The following is a 21,883-nucleotide window of genomic DNA, read 5'->3' as shown; positions in this document are numbered from 1 at the left end:
ACTGGATGCGTATCGGTATTTTAGGCGGCACCTTCGACCCCATACATTACGGCCATATTCGCCCCGCGATGGAAGTCAAAGCCAGGCTCAAGCTGGATAAAATCCTGCTGATGCCCAACCATATTCCGCCCCATAAAAACACTACCCACTCGAGCACAGCGCAGCGGCTCGAAATGGTCGCGCAGGTATGTGCGAGCTTAGCCGGCTTCGAGCTGTGTGATATCGAAGCTAAACGCGACAGCCCATCCTATACGGTTGTCACCCTTAAGCAGTTAAGTCGGCTTTATCCCGATGACGAACTGTTTTTTATCATGGGGATGGATTCGTTTATTCATCTGCAAAGCTGGCATAAATGGCAGCAACTGTTTGAATTAGCCAATATTGTGGTATGTCAGCGCCCGGGCTGGCATTTAGCCGAAGGGCATCCAATGCAGCATGAGCTAAGCACCCGTCACGTAACGCTTGAAACCTTAAGTCACTCAAGCGCGCCGCAACATGGACGCATCTTTACCGTCGATATCAGCCCACAGGATATTTCGTCCACCCAAATTCGCTCACAACTGGCGATGGGTGAAATTCCACAGGATGCCCTCCTGCCTGTCACTTTAAATTACATTCAAAAACAACGGCTTTATTTTTCTTAGGCCCAAAATCCCGCGCCAATAATACAAACTCGGCCGCTAAGATAATGTATTCCACCGCTTAAGACTGATATACTAGCGCGCTATTTAAAATAAATGAGGTACATCAGCGTGCAGAGCGCCGAATTAAAGCAGTTTGTTGTCGACAAAATCGACGATTTAAAAGCCCGTGACGTCGTGGTTATCGATGTCAGCAACCAATCTAACATCACCGATTACATGGTGATTTGTTCAGGTACGTCTAAAACTCACGTGAAAGCGATCGCCGAAAACCTCGTGCTCGAAGCGAAAGCCGCTGGCATTCCACCAATCGGTATCGAAGGCCGCGACAGCAGCGAATGGGTATTGGTGGATATGGGCAACGTGATCCTGCATGTTATGCAAGACCAAACCCGCGATTTCTACCAGCTTGAAAAGCTCTGGTCAGAAAAGCAAGCCTAATGAAGTTGCAACTTATCGCAGTAGGGACACGGATGCCCGATTGGGTCACCCACGGCTTTGAAGAGTACCAACGCCGCTTCCCCCGAGATATGGCGCTGGAACTGATCGAAATCCCTGCTGGCAAGCGCGGAAAAAACGCTGATATCGTTCGTATCCTGCAAAAGGAAGGCGAGCAAATGTTAGCGGCTATCCCTAAGGGCAATCATATTGTCACCTTAGATCTTCCCGGCAAAAACTGGACTACGCCAGAATTGGCGACCGCCATGAACAAATGGCAACTCGATGGCCGTGATGTGAGCTTACTGGTTGGCGGTCCCGAAGGGTTAGCGCCCGCCTGTAAGGAAGCCGCCCATCAGAGTTGGTGTCTGTCGGCATTAACCCTGCCCCATCCTCTGGTGCGGATTGTGGTTGCCGAAAGCTTATACCGCGCGTGGAGCGTGAACACCAATCACCCTTATCACAGAGAATAGCGGGATCTTGATGTTAACGAGTGTCAACCACCCGGATGGGATCAGCTGGAGATAGCCTAAGTGTCGCCAAAAAAGCGGATAACCATGCACGACCACGCCGCCGAGGCGTCACTGTTCAAGCGCCGTGCGCTGTTCACTTTTTTTTGTGTTGTCGCCCTCTTGAGCGTGTTGGTGACCAATCTTTATCACCTTCAAGTTGAATCCTATAAAGATTATGCAACACGTTCTAATGACAACCGCATTCGCGTCGTGCCCATCGCCCCAAGCCGTGGCCTGATTTACGACAGAAACGGCGTACTCCTCGCCGAAAACCAACCCTTTTATTCCCTCGATCTGGTGCCAGAGAAAATTGCCAATATGTCCGAGACCTTGGACGAGCTAGGCAAGTTAATCGAAATCACCCCAGATGAGCGCGAAACCTTTACCGACGCCTTAAAGTTTCACCGCCGCTTTAAGCCGCTTACCCTTAAAAATCAGCTGACTGAAGAGCAAGTGGCGATTTTTAGCGTGAACCAGCATCGCTTTCCCGGGATATCCGTCGAGGCGGGTTTAAAGCGTAACTACCCCTATGCAAGCCAGCTCACCCATGTGCTGGGCTATGTGGGCAAAATCAACACCCGTGATCGCGCTCAATTGGAGCGTAACGATCAATGGAAGAACTATGCCGCCACTAAGGATATTGGTAAGCAAGGCATTGAAAAGTTTTATGAATCTCTGCTGCACGGTACACCGGGTCACCTCGAAGAAGAAGTGAACAACCGCGGCCGGACTATCCGCACCCTTAAAATCGTGCCGCCGGAGCCGGGGCAAGATATTTACTTAACCCTCGATTTGCAATTGCAGCAAAAAGCGGTGGAATTACTCCAAGGCCACCGTGGTTCGATTGTCGCTATCGACCCGAGGGACGGCGGCATCTTAGCGTTAGTCTCGAGCCCAAGTTACGACCCTAACCAGTTCGTCCAAGGGATTAACAGCAAAGATTACAGCGATTTATTGAACGATAAATCCCGCCCACTGATTAACCGCGCCACCCAAGGCCAATATGCACCGGCCTCGACGGTCAAACCCATTATTGCCCTACTGGGGTTAGATGAAAAAGCCGTCACCGAGCACACCCGTATTTGGGACCCTGGCTTTTGGCAAATCCCCGGCGTTGAGCGTAAATACCGCGACTGGAAACGTTGGGGCCATGGCTGGGTGAACGTCTACAGCGCCATCGTCGAATCCTGCGATACCTACTTCTATGAATTGGCTTATAAAATCGGTGTCGACCCTATAGCCCGCTTTATGGAGCAATTCGGCTTTGGACAAAATACCGGGGTCGATATTTTCGAAGAGTCGGCTGGCAATATGCCGTCAAAGGACTGGAAACGCTTAAAATACAATCAGGCTTGGTACATTGGTGACACGATTTCCGTGGGTATCGGCCAAGGCTACTGGACTGCAACGCCATTGCAATTAGCCAGCGCCACCGCCATCCTCGCCAATGATGGCCGTCGTTTCCCGCCACATTTGTTAAAGTCGATTAAAGATAATACGGCCAAAATTGACTCGCCGATTAACGAGTTACCGCCAATTGAGCTTAAAAACCCGCGCAACTGGAAAATCATCAACGAAGCCATGCGCCAGACTGCTCATAAGTCACGTTTTACCGACGCCAGCTACACTGCCGCGATGAAAACCGGTACGGCGCAGGTCATTGGCGTAGCCGAAAACACTAAGTACGATGCCAATAAGATTGCCGAGCATTTCCGCGATAACGCCCTCGTTGTCGCCTACGCGCCCTTTGAAGATCCGAAAATCGTCCTCGCGGTGGTGATGGAAAACGCCGGCTGGGGTGGCGCAAACGCAGGGCCAGTCGCCCGCGCTATGCTCGATGAATACATGCTAAGAGACACTTGGAAACCAACGCCATGAGTGCCCAACCACGTCAAAATATCTGGCAACGAATGCATATCGACTTGCCCTTACTGCTCGGTCTGTTTGCCGTCATGGGCTTTGGCCTGTTTGTTATCTACTCCGCCAGCGGTGAAGATCTTGGCATGATGGAGCGGCAACTGTTTAGGATGTTTTTATCCCTAGGCATTATGTTTACCATGGCGCAGATCAATCCTGAGGCGCTAAAGCGCTGGGCCCTACCGATTTACCTTGCGGGGATTGTGCTGCTGCTTGGGGTACATTTTTTTGGCGAAATCAATAAAGGTGCGCAGCGCTGGCTGAACTTAGGCTTTATGGAGTTCCAACCTTCGGAACTGATTAAGCTCGCCTTCCCTATCACTATGGCGTGGTATATCAGTAAGTTCCCTTTGCCGCCTAAGAAACGCTACCTTGCTGGTGCGGCGGTGATTTTGTTAGTCCCGACGCTGTTAATTGCCAAACAACCTGACTTAGGTACCTCGATTTTGGTTGCGGCATCGGGCATTTTCGTGCTGTTTTTATCGGGCATGAGCTGGGCGATTGTGGGTGGTTTTATTGCCGCGGTATTAGCCTTCTTGCCGATCCTTTGGTACTTTTTGATGCACGATTACCAAAGAACCCGCGTGATGACATTACTCGATCCTGAGAAGGATCCGCTAGGCGCCGGTTACCACATCATTCAATCGAAAATCGCCATTGGCTCCGGCGGTCTCTGGGGCAAAGGTTGGCTTGATGGCACCCAATCCCAATTAGAATTTATCCCCGAACGTCACACCGACTTCATCTTTGCGGTGATCGGTGAAGAGTTTGGCCTGATAGGCAGTATTATCCTGCTCCTGATGTATCTGTATATCATCGGACGCGGCTTAGTCATCGCCTCTCGCGCACAAACCAGCTTCGCCCGCCTCCTTGCAGGCAGTATCACATTGACTTTCTTCGTTTATGTTTTTGTGAATATTGGTATGGTTTCAGGTATCCTGCCTGTGGTGGGTGTACCTTTACCCCTTGTCAGTTATGGTGGTACTTCCATGCTGACATTGATGACAGGGTTTGGCATTCTTATGAGCATTCATACCCATAGACGTTTTGTAGATAGATAATTTTTAGGGACTTTTTAATGCCTATTCTTCGAGCTTGTTTGGCTCCACTGGCAGTACTTTGCCTCAGTTCATATCTCCTTGGCTGCTCGACGGCAAACGAGCCTGCGGCACCTACACCGCCGCCAAGTGCGGCCGTGACCACACAGGCCCCAGCGCCAGTATTACCCGAAGCCTTAAAGGCTGAGTTTATTAAAACCCAAATGGCACAAGGCTTTACTCAAGCCGAAGTTGAAAGTTTTTTAGCTAAAGCCAACTACAACCAAGCCGTTATCGATGCCATTTCTCGCCCTTGGGAAGCCAAGCCTTGGCATCAGTATTATCCGATTTTCTTAACAGAAAAGCGCCTCAATGCAGGTCTAGCCTTCTGGAAAAAACACGAGGCGACGATTGCCAAGGCCGCGACAAAGTACCAAGTCGAGCCACAAATTATTGTGGCCATTATTGGTATCGAAACCTTCTATGGCCAGTACACAGGTAATTATCCAGTAATCGACGCGCTCTATACCTTAGGGTTTTATTACGAGCCAAGAGCCACCTTCTTTCGCAAGGAATTTGGCGAGCTGATGAAGCTGGTAAAAGAAGAACACTTAGATATCAATAGCCTCAAGGGTTCTTACGCTGGCGCAATGGGCTTTGGCCAGTTTATTCCTTCAAGCTACCGCCACTATGCCGTGGATTTTGATGGTAGCGGCAACCGTGATTTACTCCAGAGTCCAGAGGACGCCATTGGCAGTGTCGCCAATTACTTCCATGAACACGGCTGGCAGTTGCATGCCCCCGTTGCGCTCCCTTTAGTGAATAGCAGTGCCAATCCGCCTAAAGCCAAAGTGTGGGCTGGAGAGAAGTTACACTACAAGGTCTCTGATATTCTCAGCCCAAGCTTATCGCTGGCCAATGCCCGCGATTTAGATGCCTCGCAAAAGGCCATGCTCATCGAGCTGGAACAAGTGGATAGCAAGGACTACTGGTTAGGACTGAATAACTTTTATGTGATCACCCGTTATAACCGTAGCCCTTTGTATTCCATGGCCGTTTATCAATTTAGCCAACAACTGAAGCAACAACATGACGCTAAAAAATAACCTTTTACCGCTCTTGATGCTCGGCTGCTGTTTTGCGCTCGCGGCCTGCTCGAGTTCTAATTCTGGTTCTGCCAGCGAGAAGAACAAGAACATGGATCCCAACAAGGGCCGCTACGCGCTTAAAAACGATAAGATGCCCATCAATCCACCCAATGTGGACCATGTGCCAAACGCGACCCCAAAATACGAGCCCTACAGCCGCCGTGGTAATAAACCTTATACGGTTTATGGTGAGTCCTATACGGTGTTAGATTCGGGCCAAGGCTTTTCCGAAACGGGCCGCGCCTCATGGTACGGCGAGAAATTCCACGGCTATGAGACATCAAACGGCGAGCCCTACGACATGTATGGCATGTCAGGTGCCCACAAGACCTTGCCCCTGCCAAGCTATGCCCGCGTCACTAACTTAGATAACAATAAGCAGGTGATTATTCGGATTAACGATCGCGGCCCTTTCCATTCGGACCGGATTTTAGACTTATCCTACGCCGCCGCTTATAAGCTGGGTATGTTAGGCACAGGCACCGCACGGATTAAGCTAGATGTTATCTATATTGGTACTCAGGCCGCGACACAATCGGCCATAGCCAGTATCCAATCCTCAGGCAATCACTACATACAATTGGTGGCCTCTAAGGATCAGCATAGGCTGAACAAAATGGCGAAGGATCTGGAGAAGAAATATCAGGTCAAGACCCGTGTACAACCGGCAAACAATATGTATAGACTACAGCTCGGTCCAATTGGCCAAACCGAACTGGCCGACCGATTACTCAATAAAGTGAAACAAGACGGTTACCCCGAAGGCTATATGGTTTTAGAGTAGTGACCGCTCACTATAAGATGTAGATTTAGCTTAAAAATACCCCAGATGAAGGAACCTTCACTGAAAACCTTTGTCGAAGGGTGGTATACTCGCGAAACTATTTTGCCTTTTCTTTCAATACAACCAAAAAGACGTGCTAAGTTAATGATGAATTTTGTAAAAAGTCCCATTAAAACATTGCTGCTAATTTCGAGTGTTTCTCTTCCTGTTTATGCTGCGCAGCCGATTGTTACCCCTGATGCACCTACAGTTGCCGCCAAGGCTTACGTCTTGATGGATTATTACTCGGGCCAAATCATTGCCGAAGAAAATGCCTACGAAAGCTTAAACCCAGCCAGCTTAACGAAGATGATGACCAGTTATGTGATTGGTCAAGAAATCAAAGCTGGTAACGTATCCCCTGATGATGATGTGACCATCAGTAAAAATGCCTGGTCGAAGAACTTCTCTGACTCATCAAAAATGTTCATCGAAGTGGGTAAAACCGTTAAGGTTTCCGACTTAAACCGCGGCATCATCATCCAATCGGGTAACGATGCCTGTGTGGCCATGGCCGAACACATTGCTGGCACCGAAGGCGCCTTCGTCGACATGATGAACTCATGGGCGAAACAGCTTGGCATGCGTGACAGCTACTTCGAAAACTCCCACGGTTTAGACTCAGAAAACCACAAATCCACTGCCTACGATATGGCGTTATTAGGTGCTGCGCTTATCCGTGACGTGCCTGAAGAATACCGTGTCTACAGCGAAAAATACTATACCTTCAACGGTATCAAGCAATATAACCGCAACGGTCTGCTGTGGGATAACAGCATGAATGTCGACGGTATCAAAACCGGCCACACCTCTGGCGCGGGCTATAACTTAGTCGCATCAGCCACCAAAGACGGCATGCGTTTAATTTCAGTGGTAATGGGCACCCAGAGTGAAGCCGCCCGTAAAGCCGAAAGTAAAAAGCTGCTGACCTATGGTTTCCGCTTCTTCGAAACCGTCACGCCTTACAAGGCGGGCGACAGCTTCGTGACCCAACAAATTTGGTACGGCGATAAGAGCACTGTCGATTTAGGTGTTGCTACTGATACCCCAATCACCATCAGCCGTGGCCGAGCGAAAGATTTAAAAGCCAACTTCGAACTGACTAAGCCACTGGACGCACCACTGAAAAAAGGTGAAACCGTTGGCCGCTTATACTTCCAGTTAGATGGCAAAGATATTGCGCAATTCCCACTGGTTACTCTGCAAGAAGTCAACGAAGGCAGCTGGTTCAGCAAATTAGTTGATTATTTTAAGCAACTGTTTTCTGGTTGGTTTAGCTAATCCGAATCACAAAAACTAAGCCACCTTCGGGTGGCTTAGTTGTTTTTGGGGGAGTATCGCCCTTGAATCGGGTATAATCGTCACCATATATTTCCCATTAAAATGGTTATAGAGCACGACTATGTTAAACACGAAATTTGATGAACTCATGGAGTTCCCCTGCGCCTTCCCCTTCAAAGTGGTTGGCGATGCCCACGAAGCCCTGACCGACAGAGTCGTTGCCGTAGTGCAAAGACACGCGCCTGGTGATTATTCACCCACGGTTAAGGCCTCAAGCAAAGGTAGCTACTACTCAGTGACCATCCGCGTCACAGTGACCAGCAAAGATCATATTGAGACACTGTACACTGAGCTTGCCGGTATCGAAGGCGTACGCCGCGTACTATAAGTATTCCTCAAGGCCATGAAATGTGATCTGTCTTACATTTATGGTCAAGAGGCGTATAATAGCGCCACTCAATTCTAGGGGAGAGGTTGCCCTTGCAAGACACCACTTTGCATATTCGGCATCTGGGACAACAGGATTACGAGTCTGTGTGGCATGCGATGCAGCATTACACCGACACTCGTAACGGCGATAGCCCAGACGAGCTGTGGATCGTTGAACATCCAGCCGTATTTACCCAAGGCCAAGCAGGTAAAAGCGAACATATTTTGAATCCGGGTGATATTCCCGTGATCCAAGTGGATCGTGGCGGCCAAGTGACATACCACGGGCCGGGACAATTAGTTGTCTACCCTCTCCTCGATATTAAACGCAGCAAGATTGGCGTCCGTCAGCTAGTGACCCATATCGAGCAAAGCATTATCGATATGCTCGCCAAATACGATATCAATGCCTACGCCAAGGCCGATGCGCCGGGCGTGTATGTGGATGAGCGCAAAGTCGCCTCTTTAGGGCTGCGCATTCGTAAAGGCTGCTCCTTCCACGGCTTAGCACTGAATGTCGATATGGATCTGGCGCCGTTTCGCCGCATTAACCCTTGCGGTTATGCCGGGCTTGAAATGGTGCAATGCAAGGAACTCGGCGGCCCACAAACCGTGATAGAAGCAGGCGACCAACTCATAATTACCCTTAGCCAACTATTGGGCTACCAACAACTAGTTCATCATCAAGGATTAGCAGCGTCATGAATAGGCCTGAACGTTTACAACCCGGAGTCAAATTAAGAGATGCCGATAAGGTCTCGCGCATTCCGGTTAAAATCGTGCCCTCTGAGCGCGAAACCATGTTACGCAAACCCGATTGGTTAAGGGTCAAACTGCCCGCTTCTAACCAACGCATTCTCGAGATCAAGCAAGCATTACGTTCGAACGGTCTGCACTCGGTCTGTGAAGAAGCCTCCTGCCCTAACTTGGCAGAATGCTTTAACCACGGCACCGCGACCTTTATGATTTTGGGCGCAATTTGTACTCGCCGCTGCCCATTCTGCGACGTAGCCCATGGCCGTCCATTGAAACCTGATAGCGATGAGCCGGTCAAACTGGCGCAAACCATTCGCGATATGAAGCTGAAATACGTGGTCATCACCTCTGTTGACCGCGATGACCTGCGTGATGGCGGTGCACAGCACTTTGCTGACTGTATCCGTGAGATCCGTAAACTCAATCCTGAAATTAAGATTGAGATCTTAGTGCCCGATTTCCGTGGTCGTATAGATGCCGCCCTCGACATTCTGTCGACCGAGCCGCCTGATGTGTTCAATCACAACCTCGAAACTGCGCCTATGCATTACCGCAAAGCGCGTCCGGGGGCGAACTATCAATGGTCACTCGACCTACTGAAGCGCTTTAAAGAGCGACACCCCAACGTGCCGACAAAATCGGGACTGATGATGGGTCTAGGTGAAACCAACGAAGAAATCGCCCAAGTGCTGCGTGATTTACGTGAGCACAAGGTAGAAATGTTGACCTTAGGTCAATATCTGCAACCGTCTAAGTTCCACCTGCCGGTTGAGCGTTACGTGTCACCAGCCGAGTTCGATGAGCTTAAAGTCCTTGCCGATGAGCTTGGCTTTACTCACGCCGCCTGTGGTCCATTAGTGCGTTCAAGCTACCATGCCGACCTGCAAGCTCAAGGTAAAGAAGTGAAGTAATCTTCGCTTTATTAATCCCATAGAAAAACAGCGCTAATGCGCTGTTTTTTTTATCTTCTTCTAAAACCTTAAGCCGTTTCGCTTAAGGCTAAATCCATCAAAATTGCATCTTCTTTGCCATCAGCCAAAGGGTAATAGCCTTTGCGACGACCGGTTTCGACAAAGCCCCGCTTCTGATAGAGCGCGCGCGCCGCAAGGTTTGATTCGCGAACCTCCAGCATCAGCACCACCGCCTTGGCAGCCTTAGCGCAGTCGATAACCGCCGTGAGTAGCAGATGCCCATAACCTCGCCCTTGTTGCGCTGGCGGCAAACAAATATCCAGCAGCGTGGCCTCATCGACAATCTGCTGCACAATCGCAAAGCCGAGTAACTCGCCATCGCGTTGCATTAATCCAAGGACGCGGTACAAGTGGCCAAAACAATCGGCAAGATTATTCTCACTCATAGGATGGGAATGGGCACTCGCTTCAATGCGTGCTATTTGGCTTACATCCGTTGGCGTCAGGAGCACAATTTGCAACGATTCACTAAGGGTCTTAAGAACTTGATGACTCACGGGAAAATCCAAATTAAAAGGTAACTCACGATAATGTATACAGGGCGACCAATAGAGACTTAAGCCGTTAATTGCTGCTCACGCCACTGGCAGATCTGGGCCCACAAGGCACGCTTTGCCTCACTGCGAGACAGCAAGTCCGCTAAAGGATCTGACACTAACCAAGCCACTCTGGGCCTAACCCTGTGGCGGCGTAAATCCCAGACTATGGTTTTGCCCTTATGTGGCTCAGTGTTGAACTCACAGTCGTCCTTACTGATGCCGATTAATCCGAGCACGGTTTCGAGTAAAGGCTCGGCGGCGGGCGTCATCTCGTCTGCATCCCAAACCACTTGATAAGGTCGCACTTGAGTATCACGAAGCTGCCAGGGAGTAATCTCCATTGCGGCTAAATAGGCTGATTTATTCATGGGGTTATTGGGGTTTCATTAGGCACTGACACCGCATAAGGATACCAGCTAAATAGGCCGAATGTTATTGTCACGACGCAGGTCTCCATGTAAATCCATCCCAAAATCCCAATTAAGCTGTAATGATTAATCTGTAAATTCGATTCATAGAATCTATTTTAACCGCTTTAGATGTTTAGCTCATTTGATAAGCTATCCCCATTGAGTAGGACAATAGGAGGTATTTCCATGATTAACATCGGCATCAACCAGAGTCACAGAGAAGAAATCGCCGCTGGGTTAAATCAGTTATTGGCCGACAGCTACAGCCTTTACCTTAAGACCCACAGCTTCCACTGGAACGTCACAGGCCCCATGTTCACTAGCTTGCACTTATTGTTTGAACAGCAATATACCGAGCTTGCCTTAGCCGTCGATTTAATCGCCGAGCGAGTGCGCGCATTAGGCGCAAGGGCATTAGGTTCCTATTCGGCCTATGCCAAGTTGACCGAAATCCGTGAAGATCAAGGTGTCACTAAAGCAGAAACCATGATCCGTGAACTGTTAAGCGACCAAGAAGTGGTGATCAGAAACGCTCGAGCGCTCTATCCCTTGGTTAGTCAAGCCAACGATGAGGCAACGGCAGATTTACTCACCCAGCGTATTCAACTCCATGAGAAAAATGCGTGGATGTTACGTAGCTTATTAAGCGAATAACCCTTTCATCATCCCCAAGCCAAATGGCCGAGCAGTCACGCGCTCGGCCATTTTTATTGGGCATTTATCGATACTAAAACCAATTTAGAGATACTTAAGCCAAGCCTGCTGACTCTGTCCTTTGTAACGGCTAAACCAGCGTACGGGGTAATAGAGCAAGGGGATCAAGACTAAGCTTATTAGCCATACCCACCCCATATGCGCTACGCCAAAAAGCTCGCCATGGTTTGCTCCAAATCCCCATTTAGCCAGCGAATACAGCAACAGCAGCATATATAAGTGCAAGATATAGAAAAACATAGGCACTGAGCCAAACACAGCTAACCTCTGCCCCATCCAACCTAATACACTGCCTGTAGCAAAATAGCGCTCAAACACCACTAAGCCATAGAACATTCCGCCCAAGGTTACCAACAAAAAACTGAGGGATGGCGGATACTTAGTTAAGTTAAATACCGACATTAAGGTTTGGCCTAAGGTATCGCCAAACTGCCAAGGTAGCGTCTCGCCGTAGAGATTGAACCCACGCAGCAAGCCAAACAGCAGAGCGCAGCCAAGCCCTAGCAATATCAATTTTTGCTGACGCTGCCACGTATCTCCCCCTCGGCCAAAGACGGGGCCTGCTACATAGCCCAATAGAATCACGCCAATCCATGGTAGCGCTGGGTAACTAATCTTCAGCTTAAGCTCGCCCTCGGCAATCAAATAACCTCGATCATGCAATATCGTCCACAGACTATAGCCCCACTCGTCTGGCGTAAAATGAATAGGCGACAATAGGTTATGGCCAAAGATAATCAATAGCCCGAGTAATGCCATCCACAACCTAGGGAGGTTGATTAATGCCGCAAGGGCCAACATGCTCAGCCCTATCACCCAAATCACCTGCAACCACAGGGTGTGATAATTGCCCATCCATGAGAAATTAATCACCAGCACCTCAAGGGCGATTAAGAATAATCCGCGCTTGATTAAAAACTCGCGCGCAGAGCGCGGTTCGCCATAGCCACGATTGGCATAAAGCCAAGCCGATACCCCAGTTAAAAAGACGAAGACTGGCGCACAAAAGTGCGCCGCAAAACGGCTGACAAACAGCGCCCAGTTTGTAGTACTTAAATCCATTGGGTCACTCACCTGCATATGCAGGAAAAACCGCTCCCGCACATGGTCTAGCAACATAATCAGCATCACTAAGCCGCGCATCATGTCGATGCTATTGATTCGCTGACGCCCCTGCAGCTTAGGCGCAACAGTCGAAGCCTCGGGTGCCACTGTGGTATTAGAATTCATAGCTAACACTCACTTTAACGTTACGTGGCTCACCAGGTACGGCCCACAGCGCCGAGTAACTGCTGGCGATATAGTGCTCATCCAGCAGGTTATCGACATTGAGCGCGAGACTTAGGTTTTCACCAAGCCGAGTTGTGAAGAACATTCCAAGCAGCTGATAACTCGGTAATTGAAAACTCGGATCGGCCGAATCGCCCAAGCGTGAGTCCACATAACGCCAACTCAACCCTAAATGACCGTCGATAGAAAGATCATTTAAGTCCTGCTTGAGAATGACACTGCCCGTGTGTTTTGGCACATTGACCAGTGGGCTTCCCGTCGGAATTAACACGCCCCAATCCAGATTCAGGCTGTCGTTCGCCGTGCGGGTATTCAGGTAGGCATAGGACAAGGTCGCTTGTAAGCTCTCGGTCAACTCGGCCGCGACATCCAATTCAATCCCCGTGCTCTTGGCTTCGCCAAGGGTCGCCGAAAAGCCGACATTGACGGGATCTGAGGTCAAGATATTGCTCTTTTGCGCATCAAACCAAGCCACACTGCCATTGACGGGTCGCTCAAACCAAGTGCTGTTGAACTTAACTCCCAACTCGACGGATTTGCTTTCCTCGGGCTCGAAGGGATTACCCGCATAATCAGTGCCTGAAAGCGGTAAAAATCCTTCCGAATAGGAGCCATAAACACTTAACGCCTCAGACCATTGATACACTAATCCGACTTTCGGACTAACTCTGTGATCGTTTTGTTCCGACAGACTCGCGTTCACCCTCTCTGCGATTTCTTGGGAATAACGGTCAAACCTTAACCCTAAATGCAATTTCCAGTGCTCGGTTAACTCTAATTGATCCTGTAAATAGGCGCCCCAGGCATCTTGAGTCTCTCGGTTTTCATACAGCAGACTGACCTCGGGCTGAGCCGCGCCATACTGAGGCGCAAAAATATCGATAGCATAGGCGCCCTTCTGGCCTCGATAACGGTAGAGTCCCGTTTTTAGTCGATAATGATAGGCATCTGTCCCGAGCAGCAGATTGTGTCTTAGGCTGCCAGTATCAAACTGACCGCTGAGTTCGGCCCGCACTGAATGGTCTTCAGAGGCGTAATCTCGATAGCGATGCTGCCGCGTCAGAGTACGGCCATCGTCATATAAGGATTGACGTCCCTTTGCTAATTCTGCATCCGATGAGTAGCCATTCAGACTCGAATCGCGATAGTTATAACCCGCGGTAAGCGACCAATCCTCACTCAATTCATACTCATAGGTAAGCTGATGCCCAGTAGCATCCACTTTTGTTGGCCCATCATTGGGCTCGCCCAAGTAACGCGAACGGGACACGGTATTAAAATCGTTATCGAGCACTACTACACCACGGTCAAATAACTGTTCTTGTTTAAGATATTCAACCTCATACAGGAGTGATGACTTATCCGACAGTTGCCAGCGCAGCGATGGTGTGACGATCTTTTTATCGCTAAACACGTAATCGCGAAAACTGTCATGCTCCTGCCAAGCGCCATTGATCCTAAAGGCCAAGGTATCGGTCAGCCCCGAGGTAAAATCCCCTTCTAACCGATATTGATCAAAACTCCCCGCGGAGGCTTTTAAATAGCCCTGCGCCTCGTACTGCGGCTTTTTAGTCACTATATTCACAGTACCGCCGGGCTCCGAGCGTCCATAAAGCGCCGAGCCCGGGCCTTTGAGGATTTCCACATAGGCCACATTCGATAGGTCTCTGTGACCGCTAAAACCTCGGCCACCATTAAAACCATTGATTAAATAGCCCGATGGCATGTTTTCATTCCCAGGAAAGCCCCGTAACGAAAAGCTATCCCACAGCCCACCACCGTTATTTTGCCGGGCGATACTAGCGGAATAATCCAATAAGTCTTGAAAACGCGTCAGCCCAGTATCTTTAATCAGTTGCTCATCCAGCACAGTGATGGCCTGAGGTAACTCAGTCGCCGGCACATTGCCGCGGTAGGCCTGACGATAATGAATACTTAAACGCTCGATATCGTCATTAAGTCCAGCGGTATCCGTTGGCACAACCTCGGCGGCCAATAGGGGAACACTCGCATCCAACGCCAATAACGCCACGCCCAGCACTAATGCCGAGCGCTTGTGGCTCACATAAACAGCCATTTTTACTCCAAAAATAAACAGCATCGGGCACCTTAGTTAAGCCAAGGCGCTCGAAAAATAAGAGAAATAGATAAAAAAGCAGGAGTTAGGCTGTTAGCGGCGGCGCGCGGCTATGGAAGTGGCGCCTAAATGGCGTCTTAAAGGAAATAACATCAAACTCAACCGAGATAACACCCTGTTGAGCCACTTGAAAATCTAAAGGAGAGTATGAGAGGGCATGCTGCAATTGATGCTGATGCAAACACAGCGCGCAGTGGGCCTTGGCATCATCATTGAGGTGGGAAACACTGTGCACCGCAAACGCAACAGACAGCAACACTAAGATGGCTGCAAGCCATAGTGCTAATCTGCGCCTTGTTTGCATCACAGAGCTCAAACCATACATCCTCAAACCAAAGGGCTTGCGATTGTATGTTAGACACTACGAAAGTTGCAAATACCTTTACTTAACAAATGTAAGCAAATGCGCTGGGAAATTTTATCGCGCGCAAAATAAAACGGCTCGCATATTTCTATGCAAGCCGTTGTTTTATTTGGCAGGGGTGGCAGGACTCGAACCCGCAACCATCGGTTTTGGAGGGGGATATTAAAAACAGTAAAAACAATTTGTTGCCATGCTTTGTTGAAATATCATTTTTCTGATTGGCTCTATAACCAACTGATTTTATTAAGGCTTAAAAAGATAATTACAACAGTTTACGCAGTTAAATTGACTGTAAATTCAAGCGCAGGCTACACAATTTACTTATCAGGTAGGTCATAAATATTGTGTAACACAGGTGAAAAGGCTATAGTCCGCTGTACTAGAACACATAGCGGCCAGCCGCACCCGATAGCCTCGCGGTTTTTTTGTGCCTGTTTTATGGCATAAAACCCTAGCCATTTTTATGGCCGGGTGGAGAGGCGTTAATACAAGACCCGCAAGGGAAATAGGCCCGGAGCTCTATGTGGCTCTAGTTGACACCCGGCTGCCAGCTACTAACTGGCAGCGGTTAACTACTAAAAACACATAGGAGTCATATTTATGACCACACTCAGCACCACAATTACATCCGCAAAAGCTTCCGATCTAGTTTTTATCACTAAGAATAATCAGCTAGTAACTAACTCTCTCAAAGTAGCTGAGTATTTCGGGAAGCAACATCATCACGTTTGCCAGAAAATAAATAACCTCGAATGTTCTGCTGATTTTTTAACCCGCAACTTTTCGCGGGTTCAGTTCGAGCATAGAGGGAATCAATACGACTCTTACCAAATGACCAAAGATGGTTTTATCTTTCTAGTAATGGGATTCACTGGCAAGCGGGCCGCAGAGATTAAAGAAGCCTATATCAATGCCTTTAATGAGATGCAGCGGATGGTGACTCGCACCCAAAGCCCGTTTGAGCGTAATCGGATGGTATTTACGTGGGAGGGAGGCAAGATAGTGTCGGCGCAGCCACTGGATGATGATCACTTGGTGACTAAGCGCGACCGTTTGGCATTAATCATTCAGGAACCAGGCTTTTTATCGCTGGAGCAGTTGATTGCGATTAATGATGCCACGAACGAGCGCATCGCCAGCTTTGCCCGTCTTGCAGAAATTAGGCTCAAACAAGCAAGATAACCGTTAAGGCTATAGAAATAGAGAGGGGAGCCAAAAGGCTCCCCTTATCATCAATTCATATTATAAATTAAAGCTCTTTCGCATCACCTTGCTTAATGCTTGCATCGACGGCATCTCGAATTTTATTCATAAGTGCACGATTCGATTTTTCGAACTTTTCCCCAAATAATTGAGCATGATCCGCTAAGAAACGCAGCGATACGTACTCTTCACCTGGTGAGTCAGGATCTGGAGAAAACTTAACTACAACTAAAGGATCAATTGCACCCGCTACAATACGCCCGTGAAACAAATCACAATACTGGTATATAAACTTATTATTACCATCATTTTCACTAGGCTTAACTAGGGTAGGCTTGCCACTTGTCGGAGCAGTGTAAACACCAACAAACTTATCCTTTTTCCAAGTTTCTACTAACAAAGCCAATTCATAAGAATATGCTTTCGGATCAATGCTATATTGCAAAGATATTTCATGAAAAAGCGTGTTGATTTTGACTTGCGATATTGGTCTTTTCGTTACTGCCACTAAACATATCCATGAAAAAAGCTGCTATTTCTTCCACGTTGTCGCCTTTGATTGCAACATCCGCAGCATTATCACCACGGTCAAGGTTAAATTGTGCTTGGCGCAATTTATTACTTTTATTGACCTTAGTAACCATAATAATTTCCTCTAGGGAATGTAACACAAACCGGGAATCCAACATTCAAATGGACTCTTTGTGCGATAAGTATACAGGTAATGTTTGTTCCACACAATTAACACATAATGCATAATCCAAACATAATGCACAATTCACACATTTTGAGTTATTTGGAAGGTTGTGTGGCCACGACCGAACAACGGTAGCCGCCTTTGCTATCACCCCGGGCTGTGACCTTATCAATAGACCAATCACCGGCCATTTCTGGCGGGAACGAGTCATTAAGAGTCAGCAGGCCCTCGGCAACCAAGTAAGGATCACCTGGTAAGTCGAGCCTGACACTGGAACCGTGCCGGTTAACCTTTGTCAGTTCAGCACGGCATGCATGTTGCGCAGTCTCAGCGCTTTCGTATGCCTGGCGTAGCTTCTTAAACGGTTCTGCACCATCGAAGACTTCATGCTCTTGCCCAGTGGCGTTGTCCATCCATTTCGCTTTAACACCGCTGAAATTAGTTCGGCTAGGTTTGTCCAACTGACAGTTGATAAATTTACCAGCATCATTGGGATCATTATTACCAGGAACACAAACCACTACGGGCGGGATAGTCTGCCCAGTGATGGTCTTAACCTGCCCACGCTTAGCCAGCACATACAGCTCATTCACCGGCTTGGCCACGGCATCTCGCTCCTTAGCCAGCCGAGTTAAAAAAGCACTGTCTGTTTCGTCAACTTGGTCAACGTGTGCCAGAGTGATGCCCTCGAACTCGGGCGCCACCCGGGGACTGAACCCATGGGCGCTAACCACCTGGCGAAACAACTCTGCTAATGTCACGTTATCAAATGAGCGTGTTCGACGTTCCTTGAAGCGGGTTTTGTCATCGATCTGAAACGGCGCTGCCGTGGCCACGATGGTAACGGTCGGCGGGAACAGTCGAGGGATGATGCGGGTGATCTTAAACTCACCCTTATCAACCAACTTGCCGTCATACCCCTCAGACCACCCCAATGTTGCGCCCTCTTTGGGCATACCAGTTTGGCCGGCTGTGTCCACCGTCAGAGTAATTTGGTCAGACTGGATGCCTGAGGCGTCCACTCGCTCCCAAGAAATTAGCCGGTCATTGATAATGGCAGCACCCGGGCCACGAACTGACACCTTGGGAATAAATCCTAATCCCATACGTTCACCACCTTATCCGGCGTTTTTGCGGCAAGCTCAGGCAACTTCACCTCTATCCCTGCTGGCAAGATAGGGCCGTACTGCTCCAAACCAGGATTGAGTTGATACAGCGCCTCTTCGGCTTCATCATCATCTCGCTGCAGCTGTTGCCACAAAATCAGGGCCACAGAATCACCATCACGACTGCGTATTGTACTCACCGGCATACTCCTCCAGTTCTATGGTAAAACCCACAACAAAAGCGGTGCCGTCATCGATGATTCGGTCTTGCTTCTCCTGCAGGCGCTTGACTGTCCACAGCCCCAAATTGCGCCCATAGCCATCAGTCAGCACCAAAGGCGCTCGCTTAGCTTGGAGTGCTCTGAGCTTGTCCATATTGCTCATACCTTCGCCACGGAACCAGGTACCCGTAACACTGATATTTTCCAACGCTTGGCCAGTGTTTTGACTGATAGGTTTTTGGCCGTACCTGGGAACAGTTACCCATCCCCCATCACTGGTACGTTGCAGCCCCTCATAGGGCGTCCCCTCGCTAAGCGAGAAGACAAACCCTCCTAATGACATCATCTGTCTCATGTGTCGCTCCTATCTGACAAGCTGCCATCTGCCCTGGCTGATACATCACTATTGCCCAACAGCATAGGGCTAAGCTCAGCCTTCATTCTGGCCATCAGTTCGTTACCCACATCACGGTCATAGGCAGGATTGCCAGAAGGCGTGATCTGAATAGTCGGTGAGAAGGTGATGGTCTTGTTAGACTGTTCGAGTTGCTTGGTTTGTTGAGCCACGGCAGCCGGCGCGGGTTGGTCGGTTTTATCCTCACTGAACCAGCCGCCTATCTTAGTGCCAGCCCACTCTCCCACGGCCCCACCACCTAAACCGCCAACAATGGAACCAATGATCCCCCCGATAGCAGTACCAACAATAGGCACAACAGAACCTAATGCCGCACCGGCCATAGCGCCAGCAGCTGCTCCGCCCATACCGCCGACCATATCCCCGGCAGTGCCACCTATCTGCTTAGCATCACCGCCAGATATGGCAGACGCTAAGCTAGCCCCTTGCAGTAAAATATCCGCTGGTTTGAAGATCTTCCCGGCACCTTTCAATAAAGCACCACCTGCAGGTAGCATATCCATAACGCTACCCGCCGCACCGGCTATATCTGCACCCGCCATGGCTAACTCTCCGGCAGAAGCAGAGCCAGAAACCATAGACAAAGCAGCACCACCACCAAGTAATCCTGCCATGCGACCAAACCTACCAGCCCGACCAGGGCGACGACCTGGTACATTAGACCCCGCCATAGCAGGTTCTGGCATAAAGCCACCAAGCAGGTCCCCTATGCCACCGGCTAAACGGCTAGCACCTCCACGCATACGACCAAGACGGCCACTCGGACGTGCGGCACCTCGCCTAGTTCGCCCCTGGCGGCCATAGCCGCCTAAACCAGCGCCTAGACTGCCAAGCTTACGATTAAGCCTATCCAGCGCCCTAGATGCTCTGTTGGCGCTTGTGGTTGTTTCATCGGTAGAACTGGAGAGTTTGGTCTTGCCCAATTTGAAGCGGTCAAGGCCATTGCCCATGGTCAGCTTGGCCAGCTTAAATGCAATGGCGCCGGCTTTTACTACCGCAATGGCAGCAGCCACGCCAAGCAGGCCTGTAGCCAGCTTAGGGTTTGCCTCGGCAAAGTCTGATACCGCATCCACCACTGTCATCAGTGGCGGCACCACAGCATCGAGTACGGGGAGCATACGATCACCAAGAGTGATCACCATGCGATCAAACTTGCCACTGAGCTGCGCAAGTAAATGTTCCCGTGTTTTAGAACGGTTTGCATATTCGTCATTGACGCTGCCGGCGCGGTCAGCTTCTTTAGCAACCCGCCCAAAGGCAGCAATCAAGCCATTCTTGTCATCATCCAAGGTCGTGACCAACTTGGACACGGCACCCTTGATTTCAGAGCCAAACAGCTGCGATATGACCGCACCACGTTCATCAGCGGAAACGTCCTGCAACTCGCGTAATACGCCTAACAAGGTACCCTTGGCATCTTGCTGCATGGCGCTAGCGAGTTCTTCTGGGTCTAAGCCCAACTTGCCAAGTGCCTCTTTCTGACTTCCGGTAGCTGAATAGCCAGCAGTCAGCGCACCTGAGATATTTTTCAGGGCAGTGGCCGCTGTTTCTTCCGTGGCACCACCGGCGATCAAACTGGCAGACAATGCGGCGGTATCGTTGTAACTGAAACCGGCACCCATGGCGGTAGAACCCTGACGAACCATCACAGCAGCAATGTCTTTCGCCTTGGCGTTCATGTTGTTGCTGAGATAGTTGGTCGCGTCAGCTAAGTCGAGGGCGTTCTTCTGGGTGAGGCCCATAGCCGCTCGCCACGTTGCTAACGTAGAACCCGCCTCTTCAGCAGATACGTCCCATGCCACGCTCATTTTGGTGGCCGATTCTGCGAACTGCAGCAGTTGGTCTTTCTCGATACCAGACTGGCCTGCAGCCGTGACTATATCGGCAATGCCGTCTTGCTTCACACCCAAGTCACCGGCCATCTTCATCATCTGGCGGCGGTAATCGGCTTCTTCCTTCTCACTTGAAAAGTTGACGACTTTCTTTACATCGGCAAACTTGCTCTCGTACTCAATCGAACGCTTACCCGCCATCACCATAGGTGCAGCGGCAGCCGCCACTCCAACGGCCTGACCAACCAGCTCACCCTTCTGGGCATTTCTGGCATCGATGCGGCCTTGTAGGGTCTGAATGTGTTTCAGCTTCGCCGATTGCTGCTCGAGCGCCTTGTTCGCTGCCGTGGTTTGTTTGGCTAGGCGTAACTCTTCCGCGCCTAAGGCGTTAACCTTGAGCCCTGCTGCTCCCAGGTCACGGCGTAAGCCACCAAGCTCTTGAGCCTGGCGACCATAGGCAGTGGTTAACTTAGCCGTGGATTGCTCTGCCGATTTCAATGCCAGGCGCTCTTTTTTCAGCGCCTGCTCGGCATCCTTCTTGGCCTGAGTGAGACGGCCTACTTCCTTACGGGCCTTAGCCACTTCTGCCGATTCAGCGCCATAGGATAAAGTCAGTTTTTCTACCTGACTTTCAGCCGATTTTAATGCTGTGCTGTGCTGGTTCAACGTGGCAATTGCAGACTGTTCTGACTGCTGCAATAGTTTGGTTTCAATTTTGGCGTCAGCGAGCTTGGATTGGGTTATGTCCAGCTGTTCAGACAAGCTCTTGAAACGGGCGATCAGCTTTTGCTTATCACCCAGTTCCTTGAGCTTAGCGCTTGTCTCAGTGGCTGCGCTTCGCAGCTTGCCGACACTCTTGGTCGCATCATCGGTTGGGCCGCTAAAACGGTTTACCGCCGATAAGATGATCGATGTTTTTTGGTTGGTTTCTCCCACGGCTTACCCCTTCTTTATCCCCAGCTTTGCGGCCGCCAAGTGATAGCGGCGCATAGCTTCGTCAAT

Annotated in this window: 24 protein-coding genes; 13 read left to right on the top strand and 11 right to left on the bottom strand. The window is 49.7% G+C overall.

Annotated elements, in window-relative coordinates; translation table 11 throughout:
* Positions 1 to 5 precede the first annotated feature (5 nt).
* From nadD to lipA, 11 genes are all read left to right on the top strand, one after another.
* Positions 6 to 644, top strand: a complete 639-nt coding sequence (nadD, locus tag K0H59_RS05360; RefSeq protein WP_220054898.1) for a nicotinate-nucleotide adenylyltransferase — start codon at positions 6 to 8, stop codon at positions 642 to 644.
* Positions 645 to 752: 108 nt separating this feature from the next.
* Positions 753 to 1,082 carry a ribosome silencing factor gene (rsfS, locus tag K0H59_RS05355; RefSeq protein ID WP_037430791.1) on the top strand — a complete coding sequence of 110 codons (330 nt, stop codon included), beginning with the start codon at positions 753 to 755 and terminating at the stop codon, positions 1,080 to 1,082.
* Positions 1,082 to 1,552, top strand: coding sequence for a 23S rRNA (pseudouridine(1915)-N(3))-methyltransferase RlmH (gene rlmH / locus K0H59_RS05350; protein ID WP_220054897.1), 471 nt, complete (start codon positions 1,082 to 1,084; stop codon positions 1,550 to 1,552). Before rsfS ends, rlmH begins: the two co-directional genes overlap by 1 nt.
* A 60-nt stretch (positions 1,553 to 1,612) precedes the next feature.
* Positions 1,613 to 3,469, top strand: a complete 1,857-nt coding sequence (mrdA, locus tag K0H59_RS05345; RefSeq protein ID WP_086903351.1) for a penicillin-binding protein 2 — start codon at positions 1,613 to 1,615, stop codon at positions 3,467 to 3,469.
* The gene (rodA, locus tag K0H59_RS05340; RefSeq protein WP_011716116.1) at positions 3,466 to 4,569 is read left to right on the top strand and encodes a rod shape-determining protein RodA; all 1,104 of its coding nucleotides are present in this window, start codon (positions 3,466 to 3,468) and stop codon (positions 4,567 to 4,569) included. Before mrdA ends, rodA begins: the two co-directional genes overlap by 4 nt.
* Positions 4,570 to 4,586: 17 nt before the next feature.
* Positions 4,587 to 5,651 (top strand): lytic murein transglycosylase B, encoded by a 1,065-nt coding sequence (mltB, locus tag K0H59_RS05335; protein ID WP_220054896.1) that lies wholly within the window; start codon positions 4,587 to 4,589, stop codon positions 5,649 to 5,651.
* The gene (locus K0H59_RS05330; RefSeq protein ID WP_088210895.1) at positions 5,635 to 6,477 is read left to right on the top strand and encodes a septal ring lytic transglycosylase RlpA family protein; all 843 of its coding nucleotides are present in this window, start codon (positions 5,635 to 5,637) and stop codon (positions 6,475 to 6,477) included. The genes mltB and K0H59_RS05330 overlap by 17 nt, the downstream gene beginning before the upstream one ends.
* A 144-nt stretch (positions 6,478 to 6,621) precedes the next feature.
* Entirely contained in the window at positions 6,622 to 7,797 is a 1,176-nt protein-coding gene (locus K0H59_RS05325; RefSeq protein ID WP_011621779.1) for a serine hydrolase, read from the top strand.
* A 121-nt stretch (positions 7,798 to 7,918) separates the two neighbouring features.
* Complete coding sequence (gene ybeD / locus K0H59_RS05320) at positions 7,919 to 8,185, top strand: DUF493 family protein YbeD (protein ID WP_011621778.1); 267 nt, start codon at positions 7,919 to 7,921, stop codon at positions 8,183 to 8,185.
* Between the two features lie 92 nt (positions 8,186 to 8,277).
* Positions 8,278 to 8,931 carry a lipoyl(octanoyl) transferase LipB gene (lipB, locus tag K0H59_RS05315; protein ID WP_088211133.1) on the top strand — a complete coding sequence of 218 codons (654 nt, stop codon included), beginning with the start codon at positions 8,278 to 8,280 and terminating at the stop codon, positions 8,929 to 8,931.
* The gene (gene lipA / locus K0H59_RS05310; RefSeq protein ID WP_088210896.1) at positions 8,928 to 9,893 is read left to right on the top strand and encodes a lipoyl synthase; all 966 of its coding nucleotides are present in this window, start codon (positions 8,928 to 8,930) and stop codon (positions 9,891 to 9,893) included. Before lipB ends, lipA begins: the two co-directional genes overlap by 4 nt.
* A gap of 68 nt (positions 9,894 to 9,961) precedes the next feature.
* On the opposite strand, the gene rimI is transcribed toward lipA, so the two are convergent.
* Entirely contained in the window at positions 9,962 to 10,414 is a 453-nt protein-coding gene (gene rimI / locus K0H59_RS05305; protein WP_220055556.1) for a ribosomal protein S18-alanine N-acetyltransferase, read from the bottom strand.
* 95 nt (positions 10,415 to 10,509) lie between these two features.
* Positions 10,510 to 10,860, bottom strand: a complete 351-nt coding sequence (locus K0H59_RS05300) for a DNA polymerase III subunit psi (RefSeq protein WP_220054895.1) — start codon at positions 10,858 to 10,860, stop codon at positions 10,510 to 10,512.
* 228 nt (positions 10,861 to 11,088) lie between these two features.
* On the opposite strand from K0H59_RS05300, the gene dpsA reads away from it, so the two are divergent.
* The gene (gene dpsA, locus K0H59_RS05295) at positions 11,089 to 11,556 is read left to right on the top strand and encodes a DNA starvation/stationary phase protection protein DpsA (RefSeq protein ID WP_011621773.1); all 468 of its coding nucleotides are present in this window, start codon (positions 11,089 to 11,091) and stop codon (positions 11,554 to 11,556) included.
* Between the two features lie 84 nt (positions 11,557 to 11,640).
* Here the strand turns inward: dpsA and K0H59_RS05290 are convergent, their stop codons facing one another.
* From K0H59_RS05290 to K0H59_RS05280, 3 genes are all read right to left on the bottom strand, one after another.
* Complete coding sequence (locus tag K0H59_RS05290) at positions 11,641 to 12,846, bottom strand: DUF1624 domain-containing protein (RefSeq protein WP_220054894.1); 1,206 nt, start codon at positions 12,844 to 12,846, stop codon at positions 11,641 to 11,643.
* Complete coding sequence (locus K0H59_RS05285) at positions 12,836 to 15,007, bottom strand: TonB-dependent siderophore receptor (protein WP_220054893.1); 2,172 nt, start codon at positions 15,005 to 15,007, stop codon at positions 12,836 to 12,838. The genes K0H59_RS05290 and K0H59_RS05285 overlap by 11 nt, the downstream gene beginning before the upstream one ends.
* Positions 15,008 to 15,068: 61 nt before the next feature.
* Entirely contained in the window at positions 15,069 to 15,359 is a 291-nt protein-coding gene (locus K0H59_RS05280; RefSeq protein WP_041412562.1) for a hypothetical protein, read from the bottom strand.
* A 648-nt stretch (positions 15,360 to 16,007) separates the two neighbouring features.
* Here K0H59_RS05280 and K0H59_RS05275 point away from each other — a divergent pair.
* Positions 16,008 to 16,589, top strand: a complete 582-nt coding sequence (locus K0H59_RS05275; RefSeq protein ID WP_220054892.1) for a Rha family transcriptional regulator — start codon at positions 16,008 to 16,010, stop codon at positions 16,587 to 16,589.
* A gap of 67 nt (positions 16,590 to 16,656) precedes the next feature.
* On the opposite strand, the gene K0H59_RS05270 is transcribed toward K0H59_RS05275, so the two are convergent.
* The 6 genes from K0H59_RS05270 to K0H59_RS21325 all read right to left on the bottom strand — a co-directional run bounded on the left by K0H59_RS05270 (position 16,657) and on the right by K0H59_RS21325 (position 21,817).
* Complete coding sequence (locus tag K0H59_RS05270; RefSeq protein ID WP_220054891.1) at positions 16,657 to 17,118, bottom strand: hypothetical protein; 462 nt, start codon at positions 17,116 to 17,118, stop codon at positions 16,657 to 16,659.
* Positions 17,063 to 17,254 carry a hypothetical protein gene (locus tag K0H59_RS05265; RefSeq protein ID WP_220054890.1) on the bottom strand — a complete coding sequence of 64 codons (192 nt, stop codon included), beginning with the start codon at positions 17,252 to 17,254 and terminating at the stop codon, positions 17,063 to 17,065. The genes K0H59_RS05270 and K0H59_RS05265 overlap by 56 nt, the downstream gene beginning before the upstream one ends.
* Positions 17,255 to 17,402: 148 nt before the next feature.
* Positions 17,403 to 18,413, bottom strand: coding sequence for a contractile injection system protein, VgrG/Pvc8 family (locus K0H59_RS05260; protein ID WP_220054889.1), 1,011 nt, complete (start codon positions 18,411 to 18,413; stop codon positions 17,403 to 17,405).
* A complete protein-coding gene (locus tag K0H59_RS05255) occupies positions 18,404 to 18,613 on the bottom strand; it encodes a tail protein X (protein ID WP_220054888.1) in 210 nt (69 codons plus the stop codon). The genes K0H59_RS05260 and K0H59_RS05255 overlap by 10 nt, the downstream gene beginning before the upstream one ends.
* Entirely contained in the window at positions 18,591 to 18,989 is a 399-nt protein-coding gene (locus K0H59_RS05250; protein ID WP_220054887.1) for a phage tail protein, read from the bottom strand. The genes K0H59_RS05255 and K0H59_RS05250 overlap by 23 nt, the downstream gene beginning before the upstream one ends.
* A complete protein-coding gene (locus tag K0H59_RS21325; RefSeq protein ID WP_220054886.1) occupies positions 18,986 to 21,817 on the bottom strand; it encodes a phage tail tape measure protein in 2,832 nt (943 codons plus the stop codon). The genes K0H59_RS05250 and K0H59_RS21325 overlap by 4 nt, the downstream gene beginning before the upstream one ends.
* Positions 21,818 to 21,883: the final 66 nt, after the last annotated feature.

The sequence above is a fragment of the Shewanella sp. FJAT-51649 genome, from assembly GCF_019457435.1.
Taxonomy (GTDB): Bacteria; Pseudomonadota; Gammaproteobacteria; order Enterobacterales; family Shewanellaceae; genus Shewanella; species Shewanella mangrovisoli.
The sequence above is the reverse complement of the archived record's forward strand: the minus strand, read 5'-3'. Positions and strand labels throughout refer to the sequence as shown.